The sequence below is a fragment of the Lentilactobacillus curieae genome, assembly GCF_000785105.2.
Lineage (GTDB): Bacteria > Bacillota > Bacilli > Lactobacillales > Lactobacillaceae > Lentilactobacillus > Lentilactobacillus curieae.
In genome coordinates this window covers 1,009,339-1,034,729 of the sequence record NZ_CP018906.1, presented here as the reverse complement: position 1 = coordinate 1,034,729, position 25,391 = coordinate 1,009,339, and the positions used below count along the sequence as shown (strand labels likewise).

Here is a 25,391-nt window from a genome sequence, read left to right as displayed (position 1 = left end):
CATAATAAAAGCTTCCACATAATGTGGAAGCTTTTAGCTTAGGAGATATTTGAATGTGTGACTACTTATCAAGATTAAGTGAGCGGGGAGAGTCTCACCCAAACCTTTTAATTATTTGTTTAACCAAACCCGCATTTGACCGTCTTCACGGTTAGCCCATGCGTAGTAAGGAATCAATGTTAATGTACTTGGGATTAATTCTTGTTCCTGATCTTCAACATATAAATCATCATTTTCACTATCCAGGGCAGGTTTGTCAGCTACTACTTTTAGTACGCCAACGCCATCGAGTAGTTTTTCGTCGAAGTGGTATTCAGGTTCTTCTTTGGTGTTAACTTTGTACAACCAAAGTGGAATTTCATTATCAGCTTGTTCCGCAGCATAAACCACTGGGCCTCTTTGAACAGCAACCTTGCCGTAATCAGAAACGTTACGGTTATTTGAGCGCATAAACTTAGTGCTCATATCAAGCTCGATATCAATAGTTGTGGTTCCATCCGTAGCAATTACGTATACAAAACCATCTTCAACAGATAACGACTTGTTTTCACCATTAACTTTATAACTAGTTTTGTTTGACCAACCCGGGATACGGATTCCTAGTTTGAAGTCTTCACCACTAGGATTTTCAATGGTGTAATGAATGTCTCCGGCCCAAGGGAAGTTATTAGTTTGGGAAACAGTAACACCATTTTGGAATTCAGCAGTGTTTGAGATAAATTGGTGAGAAAGCACTGCATCCTCGCCTTCAGTGTAAATATACTGGTCAACTGAAGCAATCAACCGAGCTAAGTTAGCTGGACAGCAAGCGCAGCCAAACCAATCGGCTCTATGAGTCAACACGTGTGATTTACCTGGATTACCCTTTGAAGCTACGGGATCAGCTTCAAGTGGGTTCACATAGTAGAAATGCTTACCATCAAGTGACATCCCTGATAGTGTTCCGTTAAATAATTCCTTTTCAAGAACATCACCATATTCACCTTTTGCTTCGATATTAAGCATTTGCTTTGCAAAGAATGACATTCCAACAGAAGCACAAGTTTCACCATAATCAGTGTCATTTGGTAAATCATAGTCATAAGTAAATGACTCACCGGTAGTAGTTGAACCAATATTACCAGTCACGTACATTCTGCGTTTTACAATATCGTTCCAAAAACGTTTGCAGGCAGCGAGTAAGTCTTCATCGCCAGTTAAACGAGCAACGTGAGCAATTCCAGTACATAAGTACACAACCCGAACAGCATGACCAGTTAAAGATTCTTGGTCCTTGATTGGCTTATCATTTTGGTAGTAGCTAAGGGGGAATTCGCGCATGTTAGCAATTAGATCACGTTCTTCTCCATCCTCTTCAATTTGTTTATTGAAAAATTCAGGATCTTGTCCACGTTGGTTCAAGAAATAATGAGCCAAATCGAGGTAGCGTTTTTCCTTAGTAACTTCGTACAAGCGTGCTAATGCAAGTTCAATTTCTGGATGACCATCGTACCCTGGAATCTTGCCGTCTTCAAGACCAAAGTTTTGGTCAATACAGTCAGCCATTCTAGTAGCAATGTCTAAGGCCTTTTGGTTTCCAGTTGATTGGTAGTAGGCAACTCCAGCTTCAATATAATGACCCATTGTGTATAGTTCATGTGATTGTTGAAGGCGTTTGAACTTTCTTTCTGGAGCATCAATCTGGAAGTAAGTTGATAGGTAACCATCATCATCTTGAGCCTCGGCAATTAGGTCAATCAACTCGTCAGTAATCTTTTGTAAATCTTCATTTGGATGGTAATTAAATGAATATGCAGCAGCTTCTAACCACTTATAAACGTCGGTGTCTTGGAATGGAAAGCCATAGTGATGGCCTTCCATCTTACCCGCAGCTATTTTTAAGTTGGCAACTGCATGACTATTCTTATCTTGACCATTGTTTTGGGGATCTTCAGCGATACTAATGTCAGCTTCATCATTCATAACTGCCCATTGGTAAGGCAAAACTTCCTTAACAATCAGTTCACGATATCTCTTCCAGAAGTCTGAAGTCACTTCTACGTGACTCAATTTGGGTGAAGTTAATACTTTCATTGTTAAACCCTCTCTTTTGAAAAAATCTAGTTAAATAATTATGCCTTTGCTTCTTCAGCATGACGCTTTGCAAGGTCAGCCTTAACAATTGGTTCATGGTTTTCCCATTTACGGTAAACAACCATCAAAATCAAGCTAATTGCGTAAATGATTACTGGAACCCAAATGAATGTAAAGCTAATTCCGCCAAGACTAGTTGCGCTTTGTGTCTTAAGAGCTGCTGAGAATCCGAATTGTTCCATCAACTTGGCAGCGATAAATGATCCAAATCCTGATCCCATTTGGATACAGAATGAAGCACCAATAGCAGTTAAGAATCCATTAGCACGGATACCGTTCTTCCATTCACCGAAGTCAACTGTGTCTCCGACCATTCCGAAGAACATGGTACATGCTGAACCTGAACCGATACATGCAAGGCACCAGAATACTAATGCAAGGGTAACGTTGTGACCTGCAAATCCAATTCCGATTTGGCCAATCATTGTCATGGCTAGGAAGAATACTGTTGTTCCCCATTTATGAAGGAACTTAACAAACAATGGAACAGAAGCCATTCCGATAATCTGAATGATTGAGAAACCGTTAAAGAACGAAATTAAGTTCTTATCACTCAAATTGTATTGGAAGTAGTATGGCAATGCTGAGTTACGAACAATGAATGCAGTCCAGTAAAGCAAGTTAGCAACCACGATAATGATCCAAGGCCAGTTATGTTTTGTAGCCTTTAAACTTTGACGAATAGTGATAACTTCTTCGCTTTCAATGTTCTTTTCACGCATATCCAAGAAAGCTATTATTAGAAGAATAAATGCGACGATTGAGTAGACACCAACGGCCAATGACCAACCCCGTTGATCGTTACCATGGCCAAGGAAGCCGGCAAAAGGAATAATGAACGTAACAGCGAAGAAGTTACCAACATTTCCTAATACCAACCGGATTGAGTTGGCTTGCATTCTACCATCAGTATCAGAAGTTAAGTTAGGTAAAACTGAAGTGATTGGTGTTGACATAGCCGTGTATGATAAGTCAGCAAGAATGTACATTACTCCGGCGTAGAGAATTTTAGCAGTTCCGCTTAGAGCTGGAGTGGTAAATAGCAACCAAACGAAGATTGCAAATGGTAGTGACATCCATAGGAACCAAGGGCGACTCTTTCCGTATTTACTGTGAGTATGGTCAACCAAGATACCCATGACTGGAGCACCAATGGCATCAAAGATCCGACCAATCAGTAGCAAGGTACCGGCCATCCCAACCGATAAACCAAAAACGTTAGTAAAGAAGTAAAGCATGTAAGAACTGATAATACAGTAAAGCAAGTTACCAGACATATCTGTAAAACCATACGTAATTTTACGGTGTAATGGTAATTTATCATCAGCAAGCAATGCTTGTGCTGAAGCAACATTTGCATCGATATGTTGAGCGTTAGGTGTGTTTGCACTCATGATAAAGCCTCCAAATTTTATTTAAACCTCTGTAAAAAATCAGCAATCAATAATTGCTAAATTACAAAAACTCGCGGCGAAAACTTCCCGTCACAGGTTAACCCCCAAGAAAAGATCTTTTCTACAAGACCAATAGTAAGCGTTTTCAAACGTTTAAAAAAGGTCTATAATACGAAATATGGTAATTAAAACCGACTTGTTAGGGGCTGCTTAGGTACTAAACAAACCGATTAGTAACACTTTTAAAACAATCAGTGTCAAAATCCTACATTTCACAAAGTATTTATTTTTTGATAACAGGTGTTAATTTCCGACATATAGCCAAGGAGGACTTAAAAATGAGATTTTTTACCTTCACTCTTGAAAAAAGTGTTTTATTTTATAAAGGAGGCGAATTTATTGCGGAATCCCAATGGCAACATCGGCAGATGTACCATAAGGGTGACTATGAACTAATCGTGTGTATCAAGGGGCCTGTTTACCTTGAAATTGATTCGGAAGAATATACGCTTAATGAAGACGACGTATTAATCGTTCCGCCATTTACTAAATTTGGAGGTTTCAAAGATTCTCCAGACGGAGCTGATTTTTACTGGTTACACTTTTTCTCACAATTTAAAGAAGATACGTACCATAAAGACGAAGCTGCCGTTGCTGCAGAATTGCGAAATCAAAAATCAACCCACCACCAAATTTCACTGCCCAGCCAATTCAAATTAAGTGATAGTCGCCAAATCTTGGTATTAATCCACCAGATTCTCTCAATCAGAGATGAGCTGGCCTACGTAGAAGAAAGAGACTTTCTAACTTCCGCACTTTTGATCAGACTATTCAAGCAATTTCTAAACCAGTATCAACCTGACGAGGAAACAACCAGGATGAATTACCTAAAGGAGTGGATTCGTGCGCACATGTCTAGCAGTTTAAGTGTGAATCAAATTGCCAACTGCGTTCATTTAAATCCTGATTACTTAACTAGGTTATTCAAAAAACACACTGGGATGACAACGTTGCAATACCTAAATCACCTAAAAATCGAGGTCGCTTCCTTACTATTAGTTAGAACTGAAATGCCAATCAAGAAAATTGCCGATTATGCCTACTTCAGTGATGACAAGACTTTCATGCGCAGGTTCAAAACGGAAACTGGTCTAACACCTAGTGAATATCGAAATTCCTACAACATGATTCACTTAAACAATCCTCATGTAGATCCACAAATTCCAATTCCTAAGTGGATTGCAGATTCAATCGATTACATCCCCGAAAACGGGGACATTCCAGAATAAAAAGGAGAAACATCATGAAATTAATTTTTAAGAAATTTGCCGGTCAATCACTAATATCATGGATATTCCAACTAGCCCTAATATGGGTAGCCTGGCAAGTTGCTTCAAAGAGTATGCCAAATAATCTAACCACAATTTTTATTGCAGCAGGTTTGTTACTAGCAATTTATATTAGTTTTTCATTGGACAAAAAGTATAATCAGTCGGAGTCCAAATAAAACACACAATCACAATACGGCCATGACTTAAATAATTTAAAGCCATGGCCGTATTTCTACATAATATTCGCTTATTTTTAATCTTGTTTTTTAAATAATTTTTCAAAACCAAACACTGAGAATGCTAAGGTAACTAATCCTAAAAGTGAGACCGCCTTCCCTTCACTGGTTTCACCAGTTTGAGGTAATTTATTCTGAACAAAGTTAGGTTGGGTTACCTTTGCTTCTGGCTCTAATGGAACCGCAACGTACTTACCATTAACTAGATGATAAGTTACTGAAGCACCAGAATGCCAAGTACCGGGCGTACCATTTAGGATTTGCCCACTTGAAATCTCAGTCAATCCCATTTCGTGAGTTAAGCTTGGAGTCTTTGTTGGTGTAGAAGGCTTGGGAGTCTCAGGAACTTTAGGCTTTTCAGGTGACGGTGGAACTTCATTACCTGGAATTAATGGTGGAACGTTGTTATCCGGAGTTGGCGGAACCTCGTTACCTGGGATTAATGGTGGAACCTCGTTACCACCACCCGGTTCTGGAGGTGTATTGGTCGTTGTTGTCACCGTCTTTATTCCGTATCTTTGTTACACTCCCGCAACGACCTGGTTAATTACTCCGAAGCTATTGTTCTTACCATAGATATAAACGGGGTAGATTTTTTCCATTTTAGTTGCATAGTCTGCACTAGTTGCATAGTAATATTCTGGAATTGACAAGTTGAAGTTCATCTTCAAATTAGACTCATAGTTTCCACGTTCAAGGTAGAAAATATTAATCTTGTGGTCAACTCCCGCTGTATTCCAGCCACCTCCAAGAATATTGTCCAGATTCTGATTTTTGGCACCATCAACGGTAACATTCCCCGTTTTAAAGTTGATACTACCACCGACAACACCGTGAGCACCACCGATATCAAGGACTAGATTACCATCGATATACAGCCAAAAATCATCATCACCACTAAAGTTAAAGACTGAATCCTTATCATTGATTTGTCCGTTCTCAGGCTGTGTGTAATCAACTGACATACTCATACCAAAGTAATGATCATTTGCCTCGTCACGAGCCTGCTTATTATTAACCGGATCAGCAGCCTTAAGAGAAATCGACTTATCCTCTGCACTAGTTGGCAAAGAATCTCCACTAAAGACGTTCTTAACATCCCCAAGTGGTAAAAATTGCCCTCTGCCCTGAGTATCGCTATATACAGCCGGTTGATTGTAAACAATCAGCTTATCATTCACTAAGCGTGCGTAATTTTTGGAACTATCAAACGAATAATTGCCTTCTCCATCTGTGGTAAATAAATTGGCGTTAGCTGGATCTAAGTTTATCTTAGTTGCATACTGAGACGAATCTGAATCAAATAGGTAAGCTAATGATTGATTGCTCCCGCTTGCCAGTACTGGAAAGCCATCGTCACCTAATCGTTTCTCTACAATTCCCTGTGTTGCTCCCGCTTTACTAATGTTAATTGGGCTAGTCTTAGTATCGTTATTACTGTACCAATTCTTAAAGAACAACAAATCGTGACCACCATTAATTCCAGTGTAATAATGACCACCTTCGTCAGGCTGAGTCGTATAATCACCTACCGTAATGTTAAATCCTGGATTGGTAGTTTTTAAAACACCAAATTCATCTTTACCAATAGCAGGAGTTTCAGTTGACCTAACTGCCTTGCTATCTTGGTAAAATGCCCCATTATTAAAGGCTTGGGGATCAGATGTCTTAACAATATAGTACTCTTGGCCATCGGTACCCTTAACAGTATTCCTACCGTTTTTTATAGCTTCTTGAAGTGCCTGATTATTAGCATCACTCTTCGGCATCAACTTCTGAACGAAAACAGGATCCGCAGACGTTTTCACTTTTCCATCTGCAACAGTGTCCTTTTTTGCCACCTGTGCCCGCTTAATTGCAGCTATCTCATTCTTATTAGTAACTTCGGTAAACTTACCATCCTTTAAGTTATATTCATAATATCGGCCGTCAACAACCGCCACAGTGCGCTTGTCGGCTGTAGTGTAGCCTGCATCACCAGGAGCGAAGAAGAGTTCCTTATAAGCATTGCCCTCCTTACCATCTTCAGTCTTGACCTCAATGTAATTTCTCTCAGACTCTTTTTTTGCAGTTCCTTCATCAGTCGTAACGAAAACTTGATACCTACCCGAGGTTTCGTCCATCGCTTTAGGTTTCTTTGCAGCATCAGTCGAATTCTCAACAGCATCCTTAATTTCGTCTTGATATTTTTTGGCAAATGCCTCTAAATCTGAATTGCTCATGTAGTTAGTTCTAACTGCTTTAGCAGCTTTTGCTTTATCTAGATACCCCTTTTTAGCACTTAATGCTGAACTAGGCTCTTCATTAAACGCACCCTTTGTTTCATCGTACACATAGTATTTCCCATTTTTTTCAATGTAAGTGTACTTCTCAACGCTGTTATCTGTACTATTAACATCAGTCAATGGCACAAATTCCTGGTTAGTTACAATCACATTGGCATCACTAAACGTTGGGTCTGACTTCTGCAATTCTTTGACCAAATCGTCCACTGAACCAGTTGAGCGCACAATTTTATAACCGTTCCAGTTTTCAACTGGAATAGCTGGATTTTTAATCGATGAGTTTAAATAATTTTTCAGTTGCTTTTCATCGAGGTAATAGTCCTTTACTACCCGGTTTGCATAAGCTCCCGCAATTTCATTCAAAGTAGTCTCGTCTGTGATTTCCTTTAAAGTAGTGGAATTTTCCTTCGAGTCTTTTAAGACTTCATAGTACTTTGTTGTTCCGTCGCTAGTGTTAGCATTCTTAACAAATACCCGTCCTTCAGTAGTGGGATCATTTTTGTTAACTTGGCTATACGGAATATATTTCTTAGAAGTTGTCGTCACGGTATGCCTAGCCACTTTTTGAACAGCAGACGATACATGATAACGTGCAGCTTGGGTAGCCGGTGTCTTAGAACTTGTTATTGACGTAGTACGGTGCGAAGTTACAGGCTGGTTTACTGTACTAGCAGGCTGTTCGCTAACTGTTTTAGTATTGTTTGGTATCACTTTCGCTACTTGAGCAGGCTTACTTACTGCTTGTTGGGCTGATTGATTTTCAGAGACTGGTTTAGTAGTTCTTGAATCGACTTGGTATGTAACTGCATGACTATCTCCAGTGCTAGACTGGCTTTCCTGATTAACTGCTTTATGGGCTAACGCTGGTCTTTTTTTAGTACTGGTAGTTTTTGTTGGAACATCCCGACTACCAACGCTATAGACTACTGGTTTGTCTGCTTTAACATTATCACTTGCCTGGGCTACCATTGTAGATCCAAGTAAGGATATAAATGCAAAACCAAACACCCAATTTTTCCCCTTCTTGTACATTTTGAAATGTGACGGTGCCACATTATCTTTAAGTTTCATAGATTATCCCCCCAGAATAAATCACTAACATATTAGTATTTCAAATATATTCTATTCTTTTTATAAAATTACTCAAGCTAATACCTGTATAAGCACAAACAAAAAAAGGCTCTAAGGTTTCAGAAAAATAACCCTAGAGTCCGTTTTTATTATTTCCCCGGTTGATAATCCTCATCGATTACCAGCACCGGTTTAATTGTTTTTCCGCTGATTGAATCCGCATTAGCTTCGTTAATTTCGCTAAATTTATAGAACTTTTCAGTCTTGTCAAAATCAAACATTCCCATTTGATAGAACTTAATTAATCTTGGAATGTCGATTTGAGGAATTGAGTCACCCATATTGACGCCAACAATCTTCCTGTCATCAACACAAAGGTCATTCCATGTATCCAAATCAATATGGTTAGGAGTTACCGCAATCGTCGCCGTTGTTCCTCCTTGAGCTAGTGCCTTGATTGATGACTCCATTACAGAAGTCACTCCAGTAGTATCAACAGCAAAGTCTACCCCTATGCCACCAGTGAGTTCTTTGATTTTTTCAACAACATCTACACCTTTGCTGTTGATTGCATCTGTTGCCCCAAGCTCTTTGGCTAATTCTAATCGTGAATCAACAATATCAACAGCAATAACTGTGGTACAGCCACTGATTCGGCCAGCCATCATTGCCGCTAAACCAACCGCTCCAGTACCAAATACAGCAATTGTTTGGCCTGGTTTTGGTTTAAGCGTATTAAGGACAGTTCCGCTACCAGTAACATATCCGCATCCAAGAGGTCCAAGCATTCTTAAGTCTAAATCTTTTGGTACTTTAACGGCATTTCTTTCACGAACAACCGTTGTAGTTGTAAATGAAGATTGGTCAAACATGTCAGCAACGTCCTTGCCATTTTCCTTAAAGTGGGCGCTCCCGTCAGGACGAACTCCTGATAGATTATTTGCAGCGTAGTTCAGACACTGAGTAGGAACTCCACGCAAACAGTTAACACAATTTCCGCATCCGTAAAATGAAAGAACAACGTGATCCCCAGGTTCAAAGCCCTTAACTTCTGAGCCAACTTTTTCAACAATTCCTGAGCCTTCATGGCCAAGAATTATTGGGTAGCCAATGACAGCGTCCCCTTTTTTCAAAGCTTCGTCAGAATGGCAGATTCCACTAGCAACCATGTGAACTTGAAGATCGTCCGGCTGTAGTTCAGCTAATTCCACATCATCCTTAATTTCAAACGGTGCCCCTTTTTCATTAACCACTGCTGCTTTAATTTTCATGTTAGCATCTCCTCGATTTTTTTGATAACGCTTACATATCAATTAAAACGCAAACCACCCAAAAAGGCAAAGCCATTTTCAAGTGGTTACAATTTTTTTCATTAGATTATTGGATTTCCGTTCAACCGATCGTCCTCATCAGTTAAGCCTTTATAAAACTGAGCCTTAGTTTGGTGATAGTATGGGATAACCCAAATACTAGCAATTCCCAATGTGACAAGAACAGCTAGAGCCCAGCCAATGAATGACAGGTCTAAAATGAACAACTCCAGCTTGTGTCCATCCATCAATCGTCTACTCTCAGTAATTGCCTCAATATATCCCATTGGCGCATCTTCAGCAACCGAATCTCGGTAAATAAATAAGGCTTGCGAATACGAATAAGCTTTGACAAATCCGGGAATTACTAAGAGGATTCCCCACAGAAAGCACATAATACTAGTTAAAATATTCATGAGCAAAGTTCCTAAAAATAGGTAGCCATTGCTAAACACAACAAACGCTTTAACAATTGGTTTTTTAAAGTCATCTTGGTTACGGGCAATGTCGATGAAGGTATACAGCAAACTGTATTCCAGTAAATCAAGTATAGTTGATACAAAAAGTGACGCAGTTTCATGATCACCATTACTCAGTAATCCATTAAAAATCATTACAATGATCAATGGCAATATCATAATAAAATAATAGCTGTAATGTTGGTTCAATAGCGATCTAGCATCTTCTTTAAGCTCTTGACGATTCAAAGCGATTCCTCCAAATATGTTATATGTATCTCTCACAGAGTACACCTCAAACACTGTGTTGGAAAGAAACCAATAGTTTACATTGCAAAATTACCCAACACTGGTGTTCGAAACGCCTGACGGGGTAACGATACAGTGTTAGAAATCACCAAACAGGGAATCTAGGTTTCCAAACCGCAATTAGTTTTAACTTCGTTAGAATCTTTAGAGAAGCTACTCAGCGGAGATTTTTCTGTTGCTAATGACTATCAAGAGTTTAAGCCTGAACTTGTAATTAGAGAATCAGTAAGCTCCCCAAATTAGTTCAGACACAAAAAAAGATTAGGCATTCGCCTAATCTTTTTTGAATTAATTTAAATTACTTCTTCATGTCCATTGCGTGGCCACCAAAACCATTACGCAATGATGAAACAACCTTACCAGTAAAGGTATCGTCTGCTTCTGAGTAATTACGGACAAATAGTGAGTTAGCAATAACGGGAACTGGAACACCAAGCTTAAGTGCTTCTTGGATAGTCCACTTACCTTCACCAGATGAGTGCATAACACCAGCAATGTTATCTAGGTTAGCATCCTTAGCAAAGGCTTCTTCAGCAAGTTCCATTAGCCATCCACGGATAACTGAACCGTGTGACCAAACTTTAGCAACTGCTTCGTTATCGTATTCAAATTGACTGTTGTGAAGAACATCGTAACCTTCACCGATAGCTTCCATCATACCGTATTCGATACCATTATGAACCATCTTCAAGTAGTGACCAGAACCTGGTTCACCAGTGTAAAGGTAACCGTCTTTTTCAGAAATACCTTCAAACAATGGTACTAAATGTTCAAATGCTTCCTTACTTGGTCCACCAATCATAAAGTTACCACCGTTAAGGGCACCATCTTTACCACCTGAAGTACCACAGTCAAAGAAGTTAATTCCTTGTTCTGCAGCAATCTTGCTGTGACGTAGTGAATCTTCGTAGAATGAGTTACCACCATCAATTAGGTAGTCACCTTCTGAAAGAAGGCCAACTAATTCTTCAACAGTTGAGTCGGTTGGCTTGCCGGCTGGAACCATGATCCAAACAGTCTTTGGAGCTTGTAACTTGCTTACAAGGTCTTCGTTACTTGTAGCAGCGATTGCACCTGCTTCTTCGGCAAGTTTAACGTTATCAGCGTTCAAATCAAAAGCAACAACTTCATTTCCGTTACGAATCATGTTCTTAACTAGGTTAAGACCCATTTTTCCTAAACCAATCATACCAATTTGCATATTCTCTGTCTCCTTGTCCTTAAAAACATCTTCTTTAATACTTACAAGGACATTATATAATTTGAAAATAATTTTCACAAGTAAAAAGTGGCAAAAATGTAAATTTTTTTCGAATAAGATTTAAAAAGCCTGTGTAATAGGCTTTTATCCTTTACACAGGCTTAACGACTTTTATTAACATTTGAAATTGATTTACATTTTACGCTTTTTAATGCGAACTCCAGCTGTAATCAACATTAGGACCACAGCAATCCCTGTCAATAGGCGTCCTAAGCCTAGTCCAGCCGCTTCATATCTGAAATGTAGCTGTTTCTCCCCCGGAGTTAACTTAATCCCCATCAACCCATCGGCCACTTTTAATATCTGGTGCGGCTTGTCGTTTACAGTAACGTGCCATCCCTTATCAAACGGCATACTTAACAATAATGTTTGGTGATCCTTGATTACGTTGACGTTACCTTTAAAATTACTACCTTGGTAATTTAACTTTTCTGGTTCATCAAATTCAAAAGTACTGGTAGGGTTCTCTAGCACATCCCGCTTAAAGGCATTACCATTCATGCCAGAAAAATCACTAGCTAATCCAGCAAGTTCGTACGTTGATGTCACTCTCACAACAAACGGCTGATTCATCTTCTTGGTTCCAAGCGGTAAGACTTCTGTCCCTAAACCACTATAAATTGATGATAACTTCCTGCCATTAACGGAAACCGTTACCCCATATAGTCGTTTACTAGGAATGTAAAGATACTGTGGACCTGTTACCTGCGACTTGATTTTTAGTGTATAGTTGTACGTTCCTCGTCGATAGTTGCTTTTAGTTGCCATAATTTGAGGAGCTTTAAAGTACTGTTTGTTATTACCTGCCTCTGTCTGAACTAGACGGTTTAAGTTATTGAAAATCATATTTTTTTCGAAGGTCAAATTCTGAACACCGTCGTTAACCATGAAACCAATTGGGGCGACCTGTGGGTTTTTATGAACCTTAACTCGATGTTTGCCAATCACAACTTGGTTGCGAATTCCCAGTAAGTGATTAGAGACCGCTGTCCCCCCAAGCATATCGATTCGCCGAATATTTCTAGTTGAGAAGCCTAAACTCGCAAGTACATGATGGGTATGCGAATTCAACGTTGAACTGTATGAGCTAATCCCACGATTTTGAAAAATCAAGGCATCATTATATCCATAGTAGGGTTCTGCATATAATTCTTTCATTGGATGATTAATAACTACTGATCTGTAAGCTCTCCCGTGATCTAAATCATCGGAATTAACGGCTGCCATTACCTTTTCGCTGCGATTATATGCTTTGGCATACTCTCGTTGGCTGGTAAATGGAGCTCCACCAGTTGCAATTAAAAAGTTCAGAACCATTTCTACCATAATAGTTAATACTAGGTAGTGTTTTTTAACATCAGAATTAACTGTTGTTCCAATCATCAAAAACGCCGTTAGGGCTAAGAACCCAATTCCCAGTAGTAAAAACCAGTTACTAACGGACAATTGGGGAATCGTAAATTTAAATGGCTGCATTTTTTTACCAAAAATATTTGCAAAAATATAGCCAACCGTTAGTGCAACAGCTACTCCAGCTGTAGTTCTTACAATCAGCTGGCGGTCTTTAAACACACCTTTGGTATAAGCTTCAAAGCCCAGCATAATCACTAAAAAACTTAGAACAAATACCATTCTGAATGGAAAACCAGCCGGCTTCTGGAACATATGCCATACCGTGTTTAGTGGTCTGAGCCACATCCCCAAAAACACTGCTCCCAAAACAAATCCAGCAGCTTGCTTACTACGCTGATTGATCTTAGTTGAAAAGAAGTAACAAATTGCAGCAATAATAAACACAGTGCCGCTAAAGAAACTCGGATCATGGACTAGTCGGCCAGTAAAGTTGTTAGCTCCAACCCCCAGGTTAACCAATGAACTAAGTCCGAAACTTCCCTTTAAGAAGAAATTTTTTAACGCCAAATCACTTTTCCCAGTGGAAATCATTGCGATACCAGTAGGAACTAATACCAGAGCAGAAAGTCCCCCCACCAAAAATGAATACCAAAGGAACTTTGCTGTTTGCCGCCCTTGTTGTTTGATATAAGGCTTCAAGGAAAGTTTGTTTGGCTGATTTAATAGAAGCAAGTAAACATAATATAGAACACTAAAAATACACAGAATATAACCCATATAGTAGTTAGTAATGATTGTGTACGCTAACGAAAAGACGTAGAGCCAAACTCTATCTTGGTAGAATAACCGCTCCAGTCCCATGATAACGATCGGCAACATAATTAATGCATCCAGCCACATCAAATCATAGAAATACATAGCAACGAATCCACAGAGGCCATATGCGACCCCAGCCCCAATTGCCATCACATCATACTTTTGATACTTCTTAGCTAAATATGTACTCATCGTGATGTTTGCCAAGATAAGCTTCAACCAAATAATTAAGTCGATTGCAATCGGTAGCTGAGCATTTTTAAAGAACACAATTATCAAATTAAGTGGACTTAGTAAGTAATAGGAATAGATTGGTACCACACTGTCTCCAATTGAGATTAGAAACGAGTAGCTAGAAAAGTTTAAATGGAGAAGTTGGCGGCGAAGCTCCGTAAAAAACTGTAAGTATTGCGTAGAAAGGTCACTAATTAAGAAGTTTCGGGGACCAAACGGACTAATTCTAAGGATTAAAAACATGGCCGTCAGTACAATTACCGGAATAATTAGTGCTTTAATATAAAAATTTCTGCGTTCATTTGCTTTTGTCGTTAACATCGTTCAAACTCTTTCTATTTTATTAATGCTCATTCATTGTAACGTAAATCCTTAACGGACGGGAATAATCCCCACCATTTTTCCATCACCGATTCCATTACGATGTGTCGTGCCTATGTTACATAGTTGACTATTTTTGAAACATTTACGACATTTTACGGCTAAGAAAAGGACGTTTTAGGTTAATTTGTTAATTTTTTTAAAAAATTTTGATTTTCTCAACTAAGAATATTCCCATTGCAATGGCAATTGCTGCTTATTTTTAAATCTGAAATCTTTTTTAACATTTATGAAACCACCTTGATATTGTTTGGTAGCATTCATCCTATACAATAGCTCTTGTATCTTTTAGAGGAGGACTATTTATGAAAGTCAATTATAAGAAAATAGCCGGCCTATTCATGGGTGCCTTAGCCGCACTTACGATTGGAACCACAGCCTATGCTAGTAAAACTAAAATCGCAGATGTTTCTCAATATCAAGGAAGCATTAATTGGAGCAAGGCTTCAAAGGATTTGAAGATGGTAATCATCAGAGTTCAACACGGTGATACCGGCGATGCTGATTTCTCAATCGATTCAAAGAAAGATGTCAATGCAGCAGGCGCATACAAATATAAAGTACCATTCGGTCAATATGGTTACGCTGAATTTAGTAGCGTGGCTGATGCCAAGAAGGAAGCCAAAGACTTCTATAAACGTAGTAACAAACACGCACGTTTCTACGTATTAGATAACGAGCACCGTAAAGGTAAGGGTAGCGAGCAAGCTTACGTCAACGCTTGGTACAAAACAATGCGTTCATTGACTAACAAGCCTTTAGTTTACTACTCATACCAAAACTACGTGAACGTTCACAAAATCAACTATTCAAAATTTGACGGTTCATGGATTGCTAACTATTCTGCAAAGCCAAACGTTAAATCAGATTTATGGCAGTACAGTTCAAAGGGTCGCGTTAGTGGAATTTCCGGAAACGTTGATCTAAACAAAGCTTTGAACAGTAACGTTGCAAGCTGGTATTCAACCACTGAAAAGCACGTAAAGCCAAGTTACTTTACTAGCTTACCTGCAAACAAAAAGGTAACTACTAGCAAAGCAATCTACCAATACTCAGACAAGAATTTTAAAAATCGAATTAAAAAAATTACTGCTGGAAAGACATTATCAGTTTCATCAGTTGTTAAATCAGATGGCAATGCCTACAGATTCCAACTAACGAACGGTAACTTCATCACAGCAAATAAAGCCTACGTATCTCAGTAATCAATAAAGGAGAATTTATTATCATTTCCAATAGTCTTATCAAAAAAATCGTTAAACCATTACTTTTTATCGCAACTTTAGTAGCCATGTTCGGTGCAGCTAACTTGTCATCAGACAGCGCTTCAGCATCAAACCGTTCATACGACTCAGTTCTTAAAACTGCCAAGAAGCATCTTGGCGCCCGTTATGTATGGGGAGCAACTGGTCCTTCACGTTTTGATTGCTCTGGCTTCACAAAGTATGTTTACAAAAAGTCAATCAAGAAGTCGATTCCAAGAACTGCTCAAGCACAATACAACCACACTAAACATGTAACCAAGTCAAACATCAAAAAGGGTGACCTAGTATACTTCGGTGGTAGCAAGCACAGCATTTACCACGTTGGTATGTACATTGGTAACGGTAAGATGATTGATTCTCAAAACCGTGGTGTTGTTGTCGAAAAAGTTTACGCCCCATGGTGGCACGTAGTTGGTTTCTCAAGACCAGCAAACTTATCTTATTAAAAATAAATAAATCAGAAGTCTGATAAAAATCAGGCGTACCGAAAAAGCAGCGATAATTTCTTTTTATTGAAATTATCGCTGCTTTTTTAATTTATCCAAGTATTTGCTACAGGCAGTCACCAACCGTAACTACTCGCCCATCGCATACTTTAGTATCTCATCAACGTGAATCTTGACGGTATCATATACTTTAACAGACACATCACTCGCACTAATTGCTAATGGTAACTCAGTACAACCCAGAATCACTCCTTGAACTCCACTGCTTCGATAGTTTTCAATTACAGCTATCAGATATTGCTTACTATCAGGATTAACGATTCCAAGTTCCAATTCATCAGCGATAATTGAGCTGATTCGTTCTATTTCTGCCGCATTAGGCACGACTACCTCAATTGAGTACTCCCTTAATTTGTCCACAAAGAACGACTTCGTCATTGTCACTCCCGTTCCAAGTAGCAACACTCGCTTCTGCTTACTTGCTTGAATTGCTCGAGCGGTACTGTCCAAAATGCTGATCAGGGGTAGAGATGAGACATTTTGTAGTTCATCAAACACGATGTGTGGTGTGTTAGCTGTAAGCACAGCAAAATCGGCTCCCGCAGCTTGTAGATTCTGAACGCTATGATTAAGCTTTTGAACTAGTAAATCTCGTTCACCGTTCTCTTCGTCTTTCAAAATTTCAAAAACATCCAAACTATCCATCACCAAAGGCGGGAAGCTGCGTGGTTTTTTCTGTTCGTATTTTCTGGTGATTTGCTTGTAGTAATCCAGTGTGGATTCAGGTCCCATACCACCAACCAACCCAATTTTCTTCATTAAAATCCTTCTTCCAGCCTTAAACCTACTTTACAGATAAACAAAGGGCTGACAAACATTTCAGCAGATACTGAATGCTTACCAACCCCGATTGCCCATGCCATAGGCTTAATGTATTTAATATTTAAAAATCAAATTTATCTACCACTTCAAAAGTAACGTTATCGTGATCCTTAAGTAGTTTTGCAACTGGACACTGATCTAACGCTTCATTTACCATCTGTTGCCCCTGAGAATTATCAATTTCATGGAACATGATTTGGCAGCGAACAATAAATTTATACCCCTTAGTGTCCTTAACAATATCCACACCAGTGTGGATGACACTGTCGTGCTTTAATTTATGTTGCTCTTCGACAATTCCAATTGTGGCGTTAAAACAGGTGCTAAGCGCGAAACCAATAAACTGTTCCGGGTTAGTTCCAGGACTCTTAACTAGTGAGCTACTTACTCCTAGTGAAAGGCCTTCATCACCGCGGACATAACTTTGACCGGTTAATCCACGTTCGTTAACAATTTCTGTGTGGTAAAGTGATCCTTCAACAGCCATAATAAATTCCTCCTAAATAATTCACAACAGGTATCGCTTTCATGATAAATTATTTAGATTGTGTAAGCTATTATTTTGACTGTTGAGTTTATGTCACCTTGTCAGCTACTCTTGAGTGTTTAACCTGCTGTGCTTAACTCCGTAACTAAAGTAAAGAATTAGGCCAAAAGCAAACCAAACAGCAGAAGCAATCCAAGTTTCAGCTTGCAATTGCGTCAACATCAATACACAAAGCAATGCGGAAATGATTGGTAGCACTGGGTAAAATGGAACTTGGAACCCTTTAGAGTTATCGATGTCCTTATTCTTTCTTAATGGAATAATTCCAATTGAAACAAATAAGAATGCAATCAACGTTCCAATATTAACTAAGTTAGTTAATTGGTCTAGCGGTACAAACCCACCCATGAATGCAATCACGATGGTAATTGTAATCATACTGTTCTTAGGAGTTCCCTTCTTGTCGAGTTTTCCTAAAAACTTAGGCAATAATCCGTCACGACCAATTGAGTAAATCAATCGTGATGAACTATAGATCATCGTAACCATCATGGTGAACATTCCTGCTAAGGCACCTAGTGAAATAATTCCGGCGGTCCAGTTTTGGTTAACCAAGTTCATAGCAAACGCCACTGGATCAGCAACGTTCAACTTAGTATAGGAAACCATTCCTGTAAGGACAATCGAAACCCCAACATAAAGGATTGTTGCAATCACTAACGTTCCGATAATTCCAATTGGCATATTCTTTCGGGGATTTTTAACTTCGGCAGCCGAGCTAGAAACCGCATCAAACCCAAGGTAAGCAAAGAACACCGCTGCGGCACCATGCAGAACACCACTACCACCAAATGCATAGAATGGTTGCCAGTGACTTGGCTTTACGAAGAAAGCCCCAACTACGATGAATAAGATAATGATGGCAATCTTAACTAAAACAATAAAGTTATTGATTCGTACTGATGAATGAACACCATGGTTCAACATCAATGAAATAGCAATTACAACCAAAACCGCAATCCAGTTTCCGTAAGTTCCCTTTGCTGGATCAAACGGACCGACGATTGCTGCAGGAATATTCAAGTGGAACCCTGCTAAGAATGATTTAAGGTAGGCTCCCCAGGCACTCGACACGGCAGCTACCGCAAGTACATATTCCAAAATCAGGGCCCAACCTAGCACCCAACCAATAACCTCACCGAAAACCAAATTTCCGTATGAGTACGCACTACCCGCAACTGGTAATGCAGAAGCAAACTCTGCGTAACACATCGCTGCAGTTGAACAGACAATTGCTGCTAAAATAAATGATAAAATAATTGCTGGACCAGCTTTAGTTGCGGCAACAGTTCCTGGAAGGATGAAAATACCAGTTCCGATAACCGCACCAATTCCAAGTGAAATCAGGTCGACTGCCGTCATGGTTTTGCCAAACTTCTTATCCGTTTCTAGATACCGATCAATTTTTTCCTTTCGGAAAATCCTTGAGCCTAATGACATCGGCAATTCCTCCGTTTTATTAAAATATGGTTAGAATTATATTATTCTATTTTAACTATTAAAGTGGTTAAAAGTCAATTTCAAAATGGTTAAACCAACTTTTTTTCTGAAAATTATGTATAAAGTAACCACTAGTCAACACAATATAATATTCAAACACTACTTATTATAGCCCGCGGCGAGTTCATTGTAACGGACAACCAAAAAGAAATCCCCATTAATTTTCATTTTATGAAAATCAATGGGGATTTTTTATTATGCTGACACGCGCTTTAAAGTAACAGCGCTATCCAAGATTCCGCTTTCGCCGGATAACACTAGATTATTGTTTACTACATCAAGCTTCATATCATCATCTAAATAATTCTTTGAATAACCCTTATATGCCCACTCTCCATGATTTGTAGAGAGTGACTTTTCATAATCAGGCGTTAACGCATCTTTATCAACAGCAATTACATCAAAGGCAGTTTCTAGTGAGCAAATACCCCATTTTGAAAATGGTCCCACACCATCATCAAAGCTTAACAGTAAGCGAGTGTCCTCGTCAGCTACCTGGTTAATTTTTGATTGTGCGGAGTCTGTGATTGTTAATTTCATTATTTTCGCCTCCAAAAATAATATACTGCATTTTTTCAAAACTGCAAATAGGTTGTTTACAACCTAAAATGAAAGCAAAATAAAAAGACCAGCCATTCAAAAGAATGACTGGTCTTTTACGGCGCTTATTTCTAAGCGAGTTCCTTGGATTCCACAATCCTCTAGAACCAAACACCTGCAAATCCGTGCAGAAAATGTGTCCCGCTCAAAACATCACTTAAATCGATTGCGCGAACAACCGAAGTTGCGTGATCTCTCGACTCATCGCATGCAATGATTATACAATGTTTTCTGAAAATAAGCAATTACTTTTTGGACTCGTCTTCACTAGCCTTATTTTCGGCAATTGCCGTTGCTTTTTCTGAAATCCAATCAGTAATTGTTGCTGAAAAGCTATCCGGATCAGCAATAAAATCATCTGCTGATGTCACTTCGTCAATTCGCAAACCAGATTGATTTACAAATTCGGAAACCACAACCAGGTACACATTTACCGGCAAACTTTCTTGATCGGAAATCATCTTATTGATTCTATCAATTTCATCAAGTGGCAAGTTAATTAAATTACTTTCCAACCTAAATACAGCTGTATCATCGTCAGCAACCTTAATCTCGGAAACAACTTCCTGATTGCCTTCCTTTAAATGACTAACCATGTAGTCAATTATAGGTTTGATTGCTTTTGCGTCGATTTTTTGTAATTCTGCTAACTTCATACTTGTGTGGTTGGCCAAAACATTTCCAGCCTTAACATTTTCAATAAACGTTGATACCTCAGCGTCCATTATTCAATCACCTAATTTCTGTATTATGCTTTGCAGCTCGTTTTTTTATTAACTCAGTTTGAAGTACTGATCTAAGTTTAAATGCTAACATGTACCAGTACACATTAACAACAATTCCAAAAATAACAAGGGCTAATACCAGAATTCTTAACAAAATGTTACCATTGCTTCCTTGAACCAACGTGATCCCCATGCCTACAAATCCAACTGAATAGATTGCTACAACCACCGCAAGCAAATAGTAGCTGAGTCTAACCTTTAACATTGCCAACACGATGGTCGCAGCGTAAAAAGCAATAGCAATGTACGTTACCTGCAAAGTTTCTGCCATGGTAACAGGACGAGTTAGGTCCATCCACTTAAAAGTCATGATCGCATTTGTAAGTAAAAACACAACCAGTGAAATAACGGCCCACCCAATAACTTTCTTTTCTTCTGGTTTCATATAATCCTCCAAATAAAAAAGATAAATCCATACCGAATTTATCTTTATCAGTTTAAATTTAGTTTAACGTATTTCCTAAGGTTAGAAAAGCAAACCAAGTAAGTCGTCCTTTGTAATTCCAGTAAAGTACTGATTAACGTCAACAGCGTCAAGAACTTTAGCAACCTCTTCGCGTTCAAAACGAACGCCTTCAAGCTTGCTTGCCAATTCTGAAGCATCCTTAGGTCCAAAGAAGTCACCGTAGAATTTAGCGGTAGTCACCTTACCATCGTCAACGATAAATCTTGCATCTATAGTACCACTTGTAAAGTGCTGACGTTTCTTAACGGTAAATTCTGGTGAATTTCCATAAACCCAATCCCAGTTGTCGAAGATTTCTGAATTGATTTTGTCAATTCCAGCTTCATCCTCAGGGGTTAATTTATACTCACGATCTTTGATTTCATCAAGGTTATCAACATGGAATAATTCCTTTAACAATTCATCTCTAAATTGTGGAGTAGTCATGTCTTGGTACTCGGATGATAAGTACGGCCGGAGGTTAGTTACCCGCGAGCTAACTGACTTGATTCCCTTAGACTTGATCTTATCTTCAGGAACAGTTAGTGCCTTTGGTAACACTGTTAAATCAACATCAAGCATCAAAGTACCATGTGAGAAAGTCTTACCATTTTTAGTGTACATCGCGTTTCCGGAGAACTTCTTACCATCTACTAAAATGTCATTGCGTCCAGAAACTTCCGCAGTCGTTGCCCCCATTCTGTGCAGCGCATCAACAACAGGTTGAACAAATGACTTGAAGTCACCAAATTCTTCACTATCGCTGTCCACAACGAAACTAAAGCACAGGTTACCTAAATCTTGGTAAACTGCTCCCCCACCAGAAGTTCTTCTCGTGACAACAATACCGTTGTCATCTACGTATTGTTTGTTGATCTCTTCCAATGTGTTTTGATTCCGGCCCACAATAATACATGGTCCTTCAATGTAGAATAACAATAATGGTTCGTCAAATTTCTTTTCGTTCATCAAATAGGTTTCAGTTGCCAAATTAAGTCGAATATCGTCTGATTTCATTATGTGAAAATACATTAGAAAAGCCCCATTTCAATTCTATTTGTAAGCAATCATACCACTTCGAGAAAGCGATTTCAATCGCTTGTGAAATCGGCCAAAAAGGTTACATTCTCGCCAGACAATGTTATAGTTTAACTATAAACAAACGAATCCAGGGGTGATTAGTATGGCATTAAGTGGATACAAAAACATTTTAGTACCAGTTGACGGTTCTGCCGTTACTCAAAACATTCTCGATCGAGGAATTGAAGTTGCTAAGGAAGCAGGGGCACACCTTGATATCCTCAATGTCTTGGAAGTTAATCAATTCAACCAAACATATGGTTCAGCCGTAAGTGGCGACGTTGTTTTCAAATTAACTGAAAATACTGAAGACAAGCTTAAGCAAATGAAAGATAAGGCAGAGGCTGCAGGTGTTAGCGATGTTGATATTCACATTCGATTTGGTAATCCAAAGCCAATCATCGCTCGCGAATTTCCTAAAGATCACAATACTGACTTAGTAATCATTGGTTCAACTGGTTTAAGCGCCGTTGAAAGATTGATTATTGGTTCTGTTACTAGCTTTGTTGTCAGAACTGCAACTTGTGACGTGCTAATTGTTCGTCCAGAAAAGCAAGCTAAAAAGTAAGCTACACCTAAATATTAGTTTTTAAAGGAGCAGAGGATCCCTAGGGATTTGTGCTCCTTTTATTTTGAAATAACTGAGGTACAGTGATGAAAACACAGTGGCATTACAATTTAATCATTCCTAAAAGTTTCCCCCAAACTACACTAAAGGAAGTTCTTAGTAATTATTATGGATTGCCAAAGCACCTTCTATACAGCGTTCGAAAAGCCGAACGGGTAACCGTAAACGGCAACTATCTCCCTGTGAGCTTTGCAGTTAAGGGTGGTGATTCCATCCAGCTAGAATTTATCCCCGAGGACTTTGAATCAGCATTTCCAACAGTCCTGGTCGATAAATCATATCAACCACAGATTCTATACGAAACTGATGATGTGATTGTGGTCAACAAACGTCGTGGGGACAAAACCCATCCAAACCAACCCGGAGAAAATGGGGCAACAATCAACCAGCTCGCTGGTTATCTTGATGCTACCGGAATAGTTCCTTATATGATCCATAGACTTGATCAGGAAACTAGTGGGGCAATTATTTTTGGCAAGAATCCTGCAGTAGTCCCAAGTCTAGTCGATGATATCCGCCATAAGGTCACTGAAAGAACTTACTTAGCTTGGGTTCATGGAACATTCGATAGTGATCACGGAACAATTAACTCCCCCATTGGAAAGGATCCTGAAGATAAACGTAAGCGGAAAGTCTCTACCATAGATGGCCAAAACGCAATCACCCATTATCAAGTTTGCGATTCAAGAAACGGATATTCCCTCATACAAATCAAATTAGAAACTGGCAGAACTCACCAAATTAGGGTTCACATGCAATCTATTGGCCACCCACTTGTTGGCGACCCACTTTACTCTGACGATTCATTTACCCACATGTTGCTCCATTCGCAAACCATCCGCTTTAAGTTACCGTTTTATCGCAATTGGGTTTCCGTTGAGGCACCCGTACCCGCAGATTTCAAATCTTTTATTAATGTTCAGGATAAATGACTTAGCAATTTCATTACATTATGCAAAGAATCTATCAAAAATAACCTAATTTAACCTAATTATTATCTAATTCTAACCAAAGTAACCGCTTCTTTATACATCCCAGTGATAGACTATCTTTGGTAATTCTGAGGGATTTTTATTTATTAATTCAATTTTAGTCAGCAATCATTAATTCCTCAGCTTACAAATTTTATTATTGGGGATTGAAATAAATGGCACAGTCGAAACAAATCAAAACCGTTAGTTTAATACTAATGATTTTTAGTACAATTTATGGTTTTGCAAACACTACCGTTGCGTTTGATCAAATGGGTTACGCAAGTATCATCTGGTATGTGCTTGCTGCAATTTTGTTCTTTCTACCTAGTGGACTGATGTTTGCTGAGTATGGATCAGCTTTCAAAGAAGCCAAAGGTGGAATTTACTCTTGGTTAGCTGGATCCATTGGGGAAGAATGGGCATTCATTGGAACGTTCATCTGGCTATCATCCTGGGTAATCTGGATGATGTCTACTGCTTCAAAAGTATGGATTCCGTTTTCAACTTTCCTTTTTGGAAGCGATAAAACCCAAACTTGGAGTTTTCTAGGTCTAAACGCGACTGAGACTATCGGAATTTTAGGAATTCTCTGGATCCTAGTAGTCACACTATTTGCGGTTCATGGAATTGATTCAATTTCTAAAGTTGCATCTGTTGGTGGCGTTTTTGTGATGATCTTGACGGGAGTTTTTGCCGTCCTTAGTTTACTTGCACTAGCATTAAACGGTGGCCACTTAGCTGAACCAATTACTGGTGTAGCTAGCTTCATCAAGTCGCCTAACCCTGAATTTCATTCAAACTCAGCCATCCTAAGCTTTTTCGTTTACGCCGTTTTTGCGTACGCCGGAAGTGAATCAATGGGTGGAATCACCGACAAACTAGATAAACCCGAAAAAACATTTCCAAAGGGAATAATCGTCTCAACAATTGTAATTACGTTTACCTATTCAATCTCCATCTTCTTGTGGGGAATCACAACAAACTGGGATAAGGTTTTGAGTAGTAAGGGAACTAACTTGGGAAACATCACTTACGTCCTTATGAATAACCTTGGGGTATATATCGGCCAAAGTCTGCACCTGTCAGCACAAACCGCAAACCTCCTTGGAACAAGTCTGGCTAGGTTCGCTGGCCTTAGCATGTTCATGGCGTATATGGGGTCATTTTTCGTACTTATTTATTCCCCTCTAAAATCATTTATCCTTGGTTCAAATAAAGAATTTTGGCCTGCCCGGATGACTAAGCTCAATAAGGCAGGAATGCCAGCATTCTCGATGTGGTTACAAGCTGCAATCGTCTGCGTCTTTATATTCTTCGTTTCATTTGGTGGATCAGGTGCCAAGCAGTTTTACACTATCCTGACCGACATGGGGAATATCTCCACCTCATTCCCTTACCTGTTCTTGATTGGTGCGTTTCCATTCTTTAAGAGAAGAACTGACTTGGAACGCCCATTCGTCTTCTTTAAAAATAAATTTGTAACTAACTCAATCGTTGCCGTTGTATTGGTCGTTTTGGTCGGCGGAATTGGCTTTTCTGCCATCCAACCATTCTTAGAAGGTGACGTTCAAACCGGATTCTGGACCATCGGAGGTCCAATCATCTTTGGTTTAATTGCTTGGTTATTCTTAGTTCAAGCACATCATCGTCAAACTAGATAATAAAAA

Annotated in this window: 22 protein-coding genes; 7 read left to right on the top strand and 15 right to left on the bottom strand. The window is 39.1% G+C overall.

Annotated features, from left to right (window positions below; all coding sequences use genetic code 11):
* Positions 1–111 precede the first annotated feature (111 nt).
* A complete protein-coding gene (locus PL11_RS04925; RefSeq protein ID WP_035167763.1) occupies positions 112–2,073 on the bottom strand; it encodes a glycoside hydrolase family 127 protein in 1,962 nt (653 codons plus the stop codon).
* A 38-nt stretch (positions 2,074–2,111) separates the two neighbouring features.
* The gene (locus PL11_RS04920; protein WP_035167762.1) at positions 2,112–3,527 is read right to left on the bottom strand and encodes an MFS transporter; all 1,416 of its coding nucleotides are present in this window, start codon (positions 3,525–3,527) and stop codon (positions 2,112–2,114) included.
* Between the two features lie 338 nt (positions 3,528–3,865).
* On the opposite strand from PL11_RS04920, the gene PL11_RS04915 reads away from it, so the two are divergent.
* Together PL11_RS04915 and PL11_RS04910 are read left to right on the top strand one after the other, a co-directional pair.
* A complete protein-coding gene (locus tag PL11_RS04915; RefSeq protein WP_035167761.1) occupies positions 3,866–4,816 on the top strand; it encodes an AraC family transcriptional regulator in 951 nt (316 codons plus the stop codon).
* A 14-nt stretch (positions 4,817–4,830) separates the two neighbouring features.
* Complete coding sequence (locus tag PL11_RS04910) at positions 4,831–5,034, top strand: hypothetical protein (protein WP_035167760.1); 204 nt, start codon at positions 4,831–4,833, stop codon at positions 5,032–5,034.
* Between the two features lie 77 nt (positions 5,035–5,111).
* Here PL11_RS04910 and PL11_RS04905 read toward each other — a convergent pair whose 3' ends face one another.
* The 6 genes from PL11_RS04905 to PL11_RS04880 form a co-directional block, all read right to left on the bottom strand.
* Positions 5,112–5,594: an LPXTG cell wall anchor domain-containing protein gene (locus PL11_RS04905; protein WP_035167759.1), complete on the bottom strand. Its 483-nt coding sequence runs from the start codon at positions 5,592–5,594 to the stop codon at positions 5,112–5,114.
* A gap of 21 nt (positions 5,595–5,615) precedes the next feature.
* A complete protein-coding gene (locus PL11_RS04900) occupies positions 5,616–8,450 on the bottom strand; it encodes a fibro-slime domain-containing protein (RefSeq protein ID WP_035167758.1) in 2,835 nt (944 codons plus the stop codon).
* Positions 8,451–8,599: 149 nt separating this feature from the next.
* Positions 8,600–9,721: an NAD(P)-dependent alcohol dehydrogenase gene (locus PL11_RS04895; RefSeq protein WP_035167757.1), complete on the bottom strand. Its 1,122-nt coding sequence runs from the start codon at positions 9,719–9,721 to the stop codon at positions 8,600–8,602.
* Positions 9,722–9,822: 101 nt separating this feature from the next.
* Positions 9,823–10,467, bottom strand: coding sequence for a DUF975 family protein (locus PL11_RS04890; protein ID WP_052127815.1), 645 nt, complete (start codon positions 10,465–10,467; stop codon positions 9,823–9,825).
* A gap of 358 nt (positions 10,468–10,825) precedes the next feature.
* Positions 10,826–11,728 (bottom strand): phosphogluconate dehydrogenase (NAD(+)-dependent, decarboxylating), encoded by a 903-nt coding sequence (gene gnd, locus PL11_RS04885; protein WP_035167756.1) that lies wholly within the window; start codon positions 11,726–11,728, stop codon positions 10,826–10,828.
* A 192-nt stretch (positions 11,729–11,920) separates the two neighbouring features.
* Complete coding sequence (locus tag PL11_RS04880; protein ID WP_035167755.1) at positions 11,921–14,512, bottom strand: YfhO family protein; 2,592 nt, start codon at positions 14,510–14,512, stop codon at positions 11,921–11,923.
* A 365-nt stretch (positions 14,513–14,877) separates the two neighbouring features.
* On the opposite strand from PL11_RS04880, the gene PL11_RS04875 reads away from it, so the two are divergent.
* Positions 14,878–15,777, top strand: coding sequence for a DUF5776 domain-containing protein (locus PL11_RS04875; protein WP_035167754.1), 900 nt, complete (start codon positions 14,878–14,880; stop codon positions 15,775–15,777).
* Between the two features lie 86 nt (positions 15,778–15,863).
* Positions 15,864–16,283, top strand: coding sequence for a C40 family peptidase (locus tag PL11_RS04870; RefSeq protein WP_191982091.1), 420 nt, complete (start codon positions 15,864–15,866; stop codon positions 16,281–16,283).
* A gap of 129 nt (positions 16,284–16,412) precedes the next feature.
* Here the strand turns inward: PL11_RS04870 and PL11_RS04865 are convergent, their stop codons facing one another.
* The 7 genes from PL11_RS04865 to PL11_RS04835 form a co-directional block, all read right to left on the bottom strand.
* Positions 16,413–17,102, bottom strand: a complete 690-nt coding sequence (locus tag PL11_RS04865) for an aspartate/glutamate racemase family protein (RefSeq protein ID WP_035167752.1) — start codon at positions 17,100–17,102, stop codon at positions 16,413–16,415.
* A gap of 124 nt (positions 17,103–17,226) precedes the next feature.
* Entirely contained in the window at positions 17,227–17,652 is a 426-nt protein-coding gene (locus PL11_RS04860) for an OsmC family protein (protein WP_035167751.1), read from the bottom strand.
* A 105-nt stretch (positions 17,653–17,757) separates the two neighbouring features.
* Positions 17,758–19,152: an APC family permease gene (locus PL11_RS04855; protein ID WP_035167750.1), complete on the bottom strand. Its 1,395-nt coding sequence runs from the start codon at positions 19,150–19,152 to the stop codon at positions 17,758–17,760.
* 255 nt (positions 19,153–19,407) lie between these two features.
* Positions 19,408–19,752, bottom strand: a complete 345-nt coding sequence (locus PL11_RS04850; protein ID WP_152638997.1) for an iron-sulfur cluster biosynthesis family protein — start codon at positions 19,750–19,752, stop codon at positions 19,408–19,410.
* 305 nt (positions 19,753–20,057) lie between these two features.
* Positions 20,058–20,537 carry a hypothetical protein gene (locus PL11_RS04845; RefSeq protein ID WP_052127814.1) on the bottom strand — a complete coding sequence of 160 codons (480 nt, stop codon included), beginning with the start codon at positions 20,535–20,537 and terminating at the stop codon, positions 20,058–20,060.
* 7 nt (positions 20,538–20,544) lie between these two features.
* Positions 20,545–20,982 (bottom strand): hypothetical protein, encoded by a 438-nt coding sequence (locus PL11_RS04840; protein ID WP_035167749.1) that lies wholly within the window; start codon positions 20,980–20,982, stop codon positions 20,545–20,547.
* Positions 20,983–21,063: 81 nt separating this feature from the next.
* Complete coding sequence (locus PL11_RS04835) at positions 21,064–22,074, bottom strand: lipoate--protein ligase (protein ID WP_035167748.1); 1,011 nt, start codon at positions 22,072–22,074, stop codon at positions 21,064–21,066.
* 151 nt (positions 22,075–22,225) lie between these two features.
* Here PL11_RS04835 and PL11_RS04830 point away from each other — a divergent pair, with 151 nt between their 5' ends.
* The 3 genes from PL11_RS04830 to yjeM all read left to right on the top strand — a co-directional run bounded on the left by PL11_RS04830 (position 22,226) and on the right by yjeM (position 25,385).
* Positions 22,226–22,690 carry a universal stress protein gene (locus tag PL11_RS04830; RefSeq protein ID WP_035167747.1) on the top strand — a complete coding sequence of 155 codons (465 nt, stop codon included), beginning with the start codon at positions 22,226–22,228 and terminating at the stop codon, positions 22,688–22,690.
* Positions 22,691–22,776: 86 nt separating this feature from the next.
* The gene (locus tag PL11_RS04825; RefSeq protein WP_035167746.1) at positions 22,777–23,682 is read left to right on the top strand and encodes an RluA family pseudouridine synthase; all 906 of its coding nucleotides are present in this window, start codon (positions 22,777–22,779) and stop codon (positions 23,680–23,682) included.
* A gap of 215 nt (positions 23,683–23,897) precedes the next feature.
* Positions 23,898–25,385 carry a glutamate/gamma-aminobutyrate family transporter YjeM gene (yjeM, locus tag PL11_RS04820; RefSeq protein WP_035167745.1) on the top strand — a complete coding sequence of 496 codons (1,488 nt, stop codon included), beginning with the start codon at positions 23,898–23,900 and terminating at the stop codon, positions 25,383–25,385.
* Positions 25,386–25,391 lie beyond the last annotated feature (6 nt).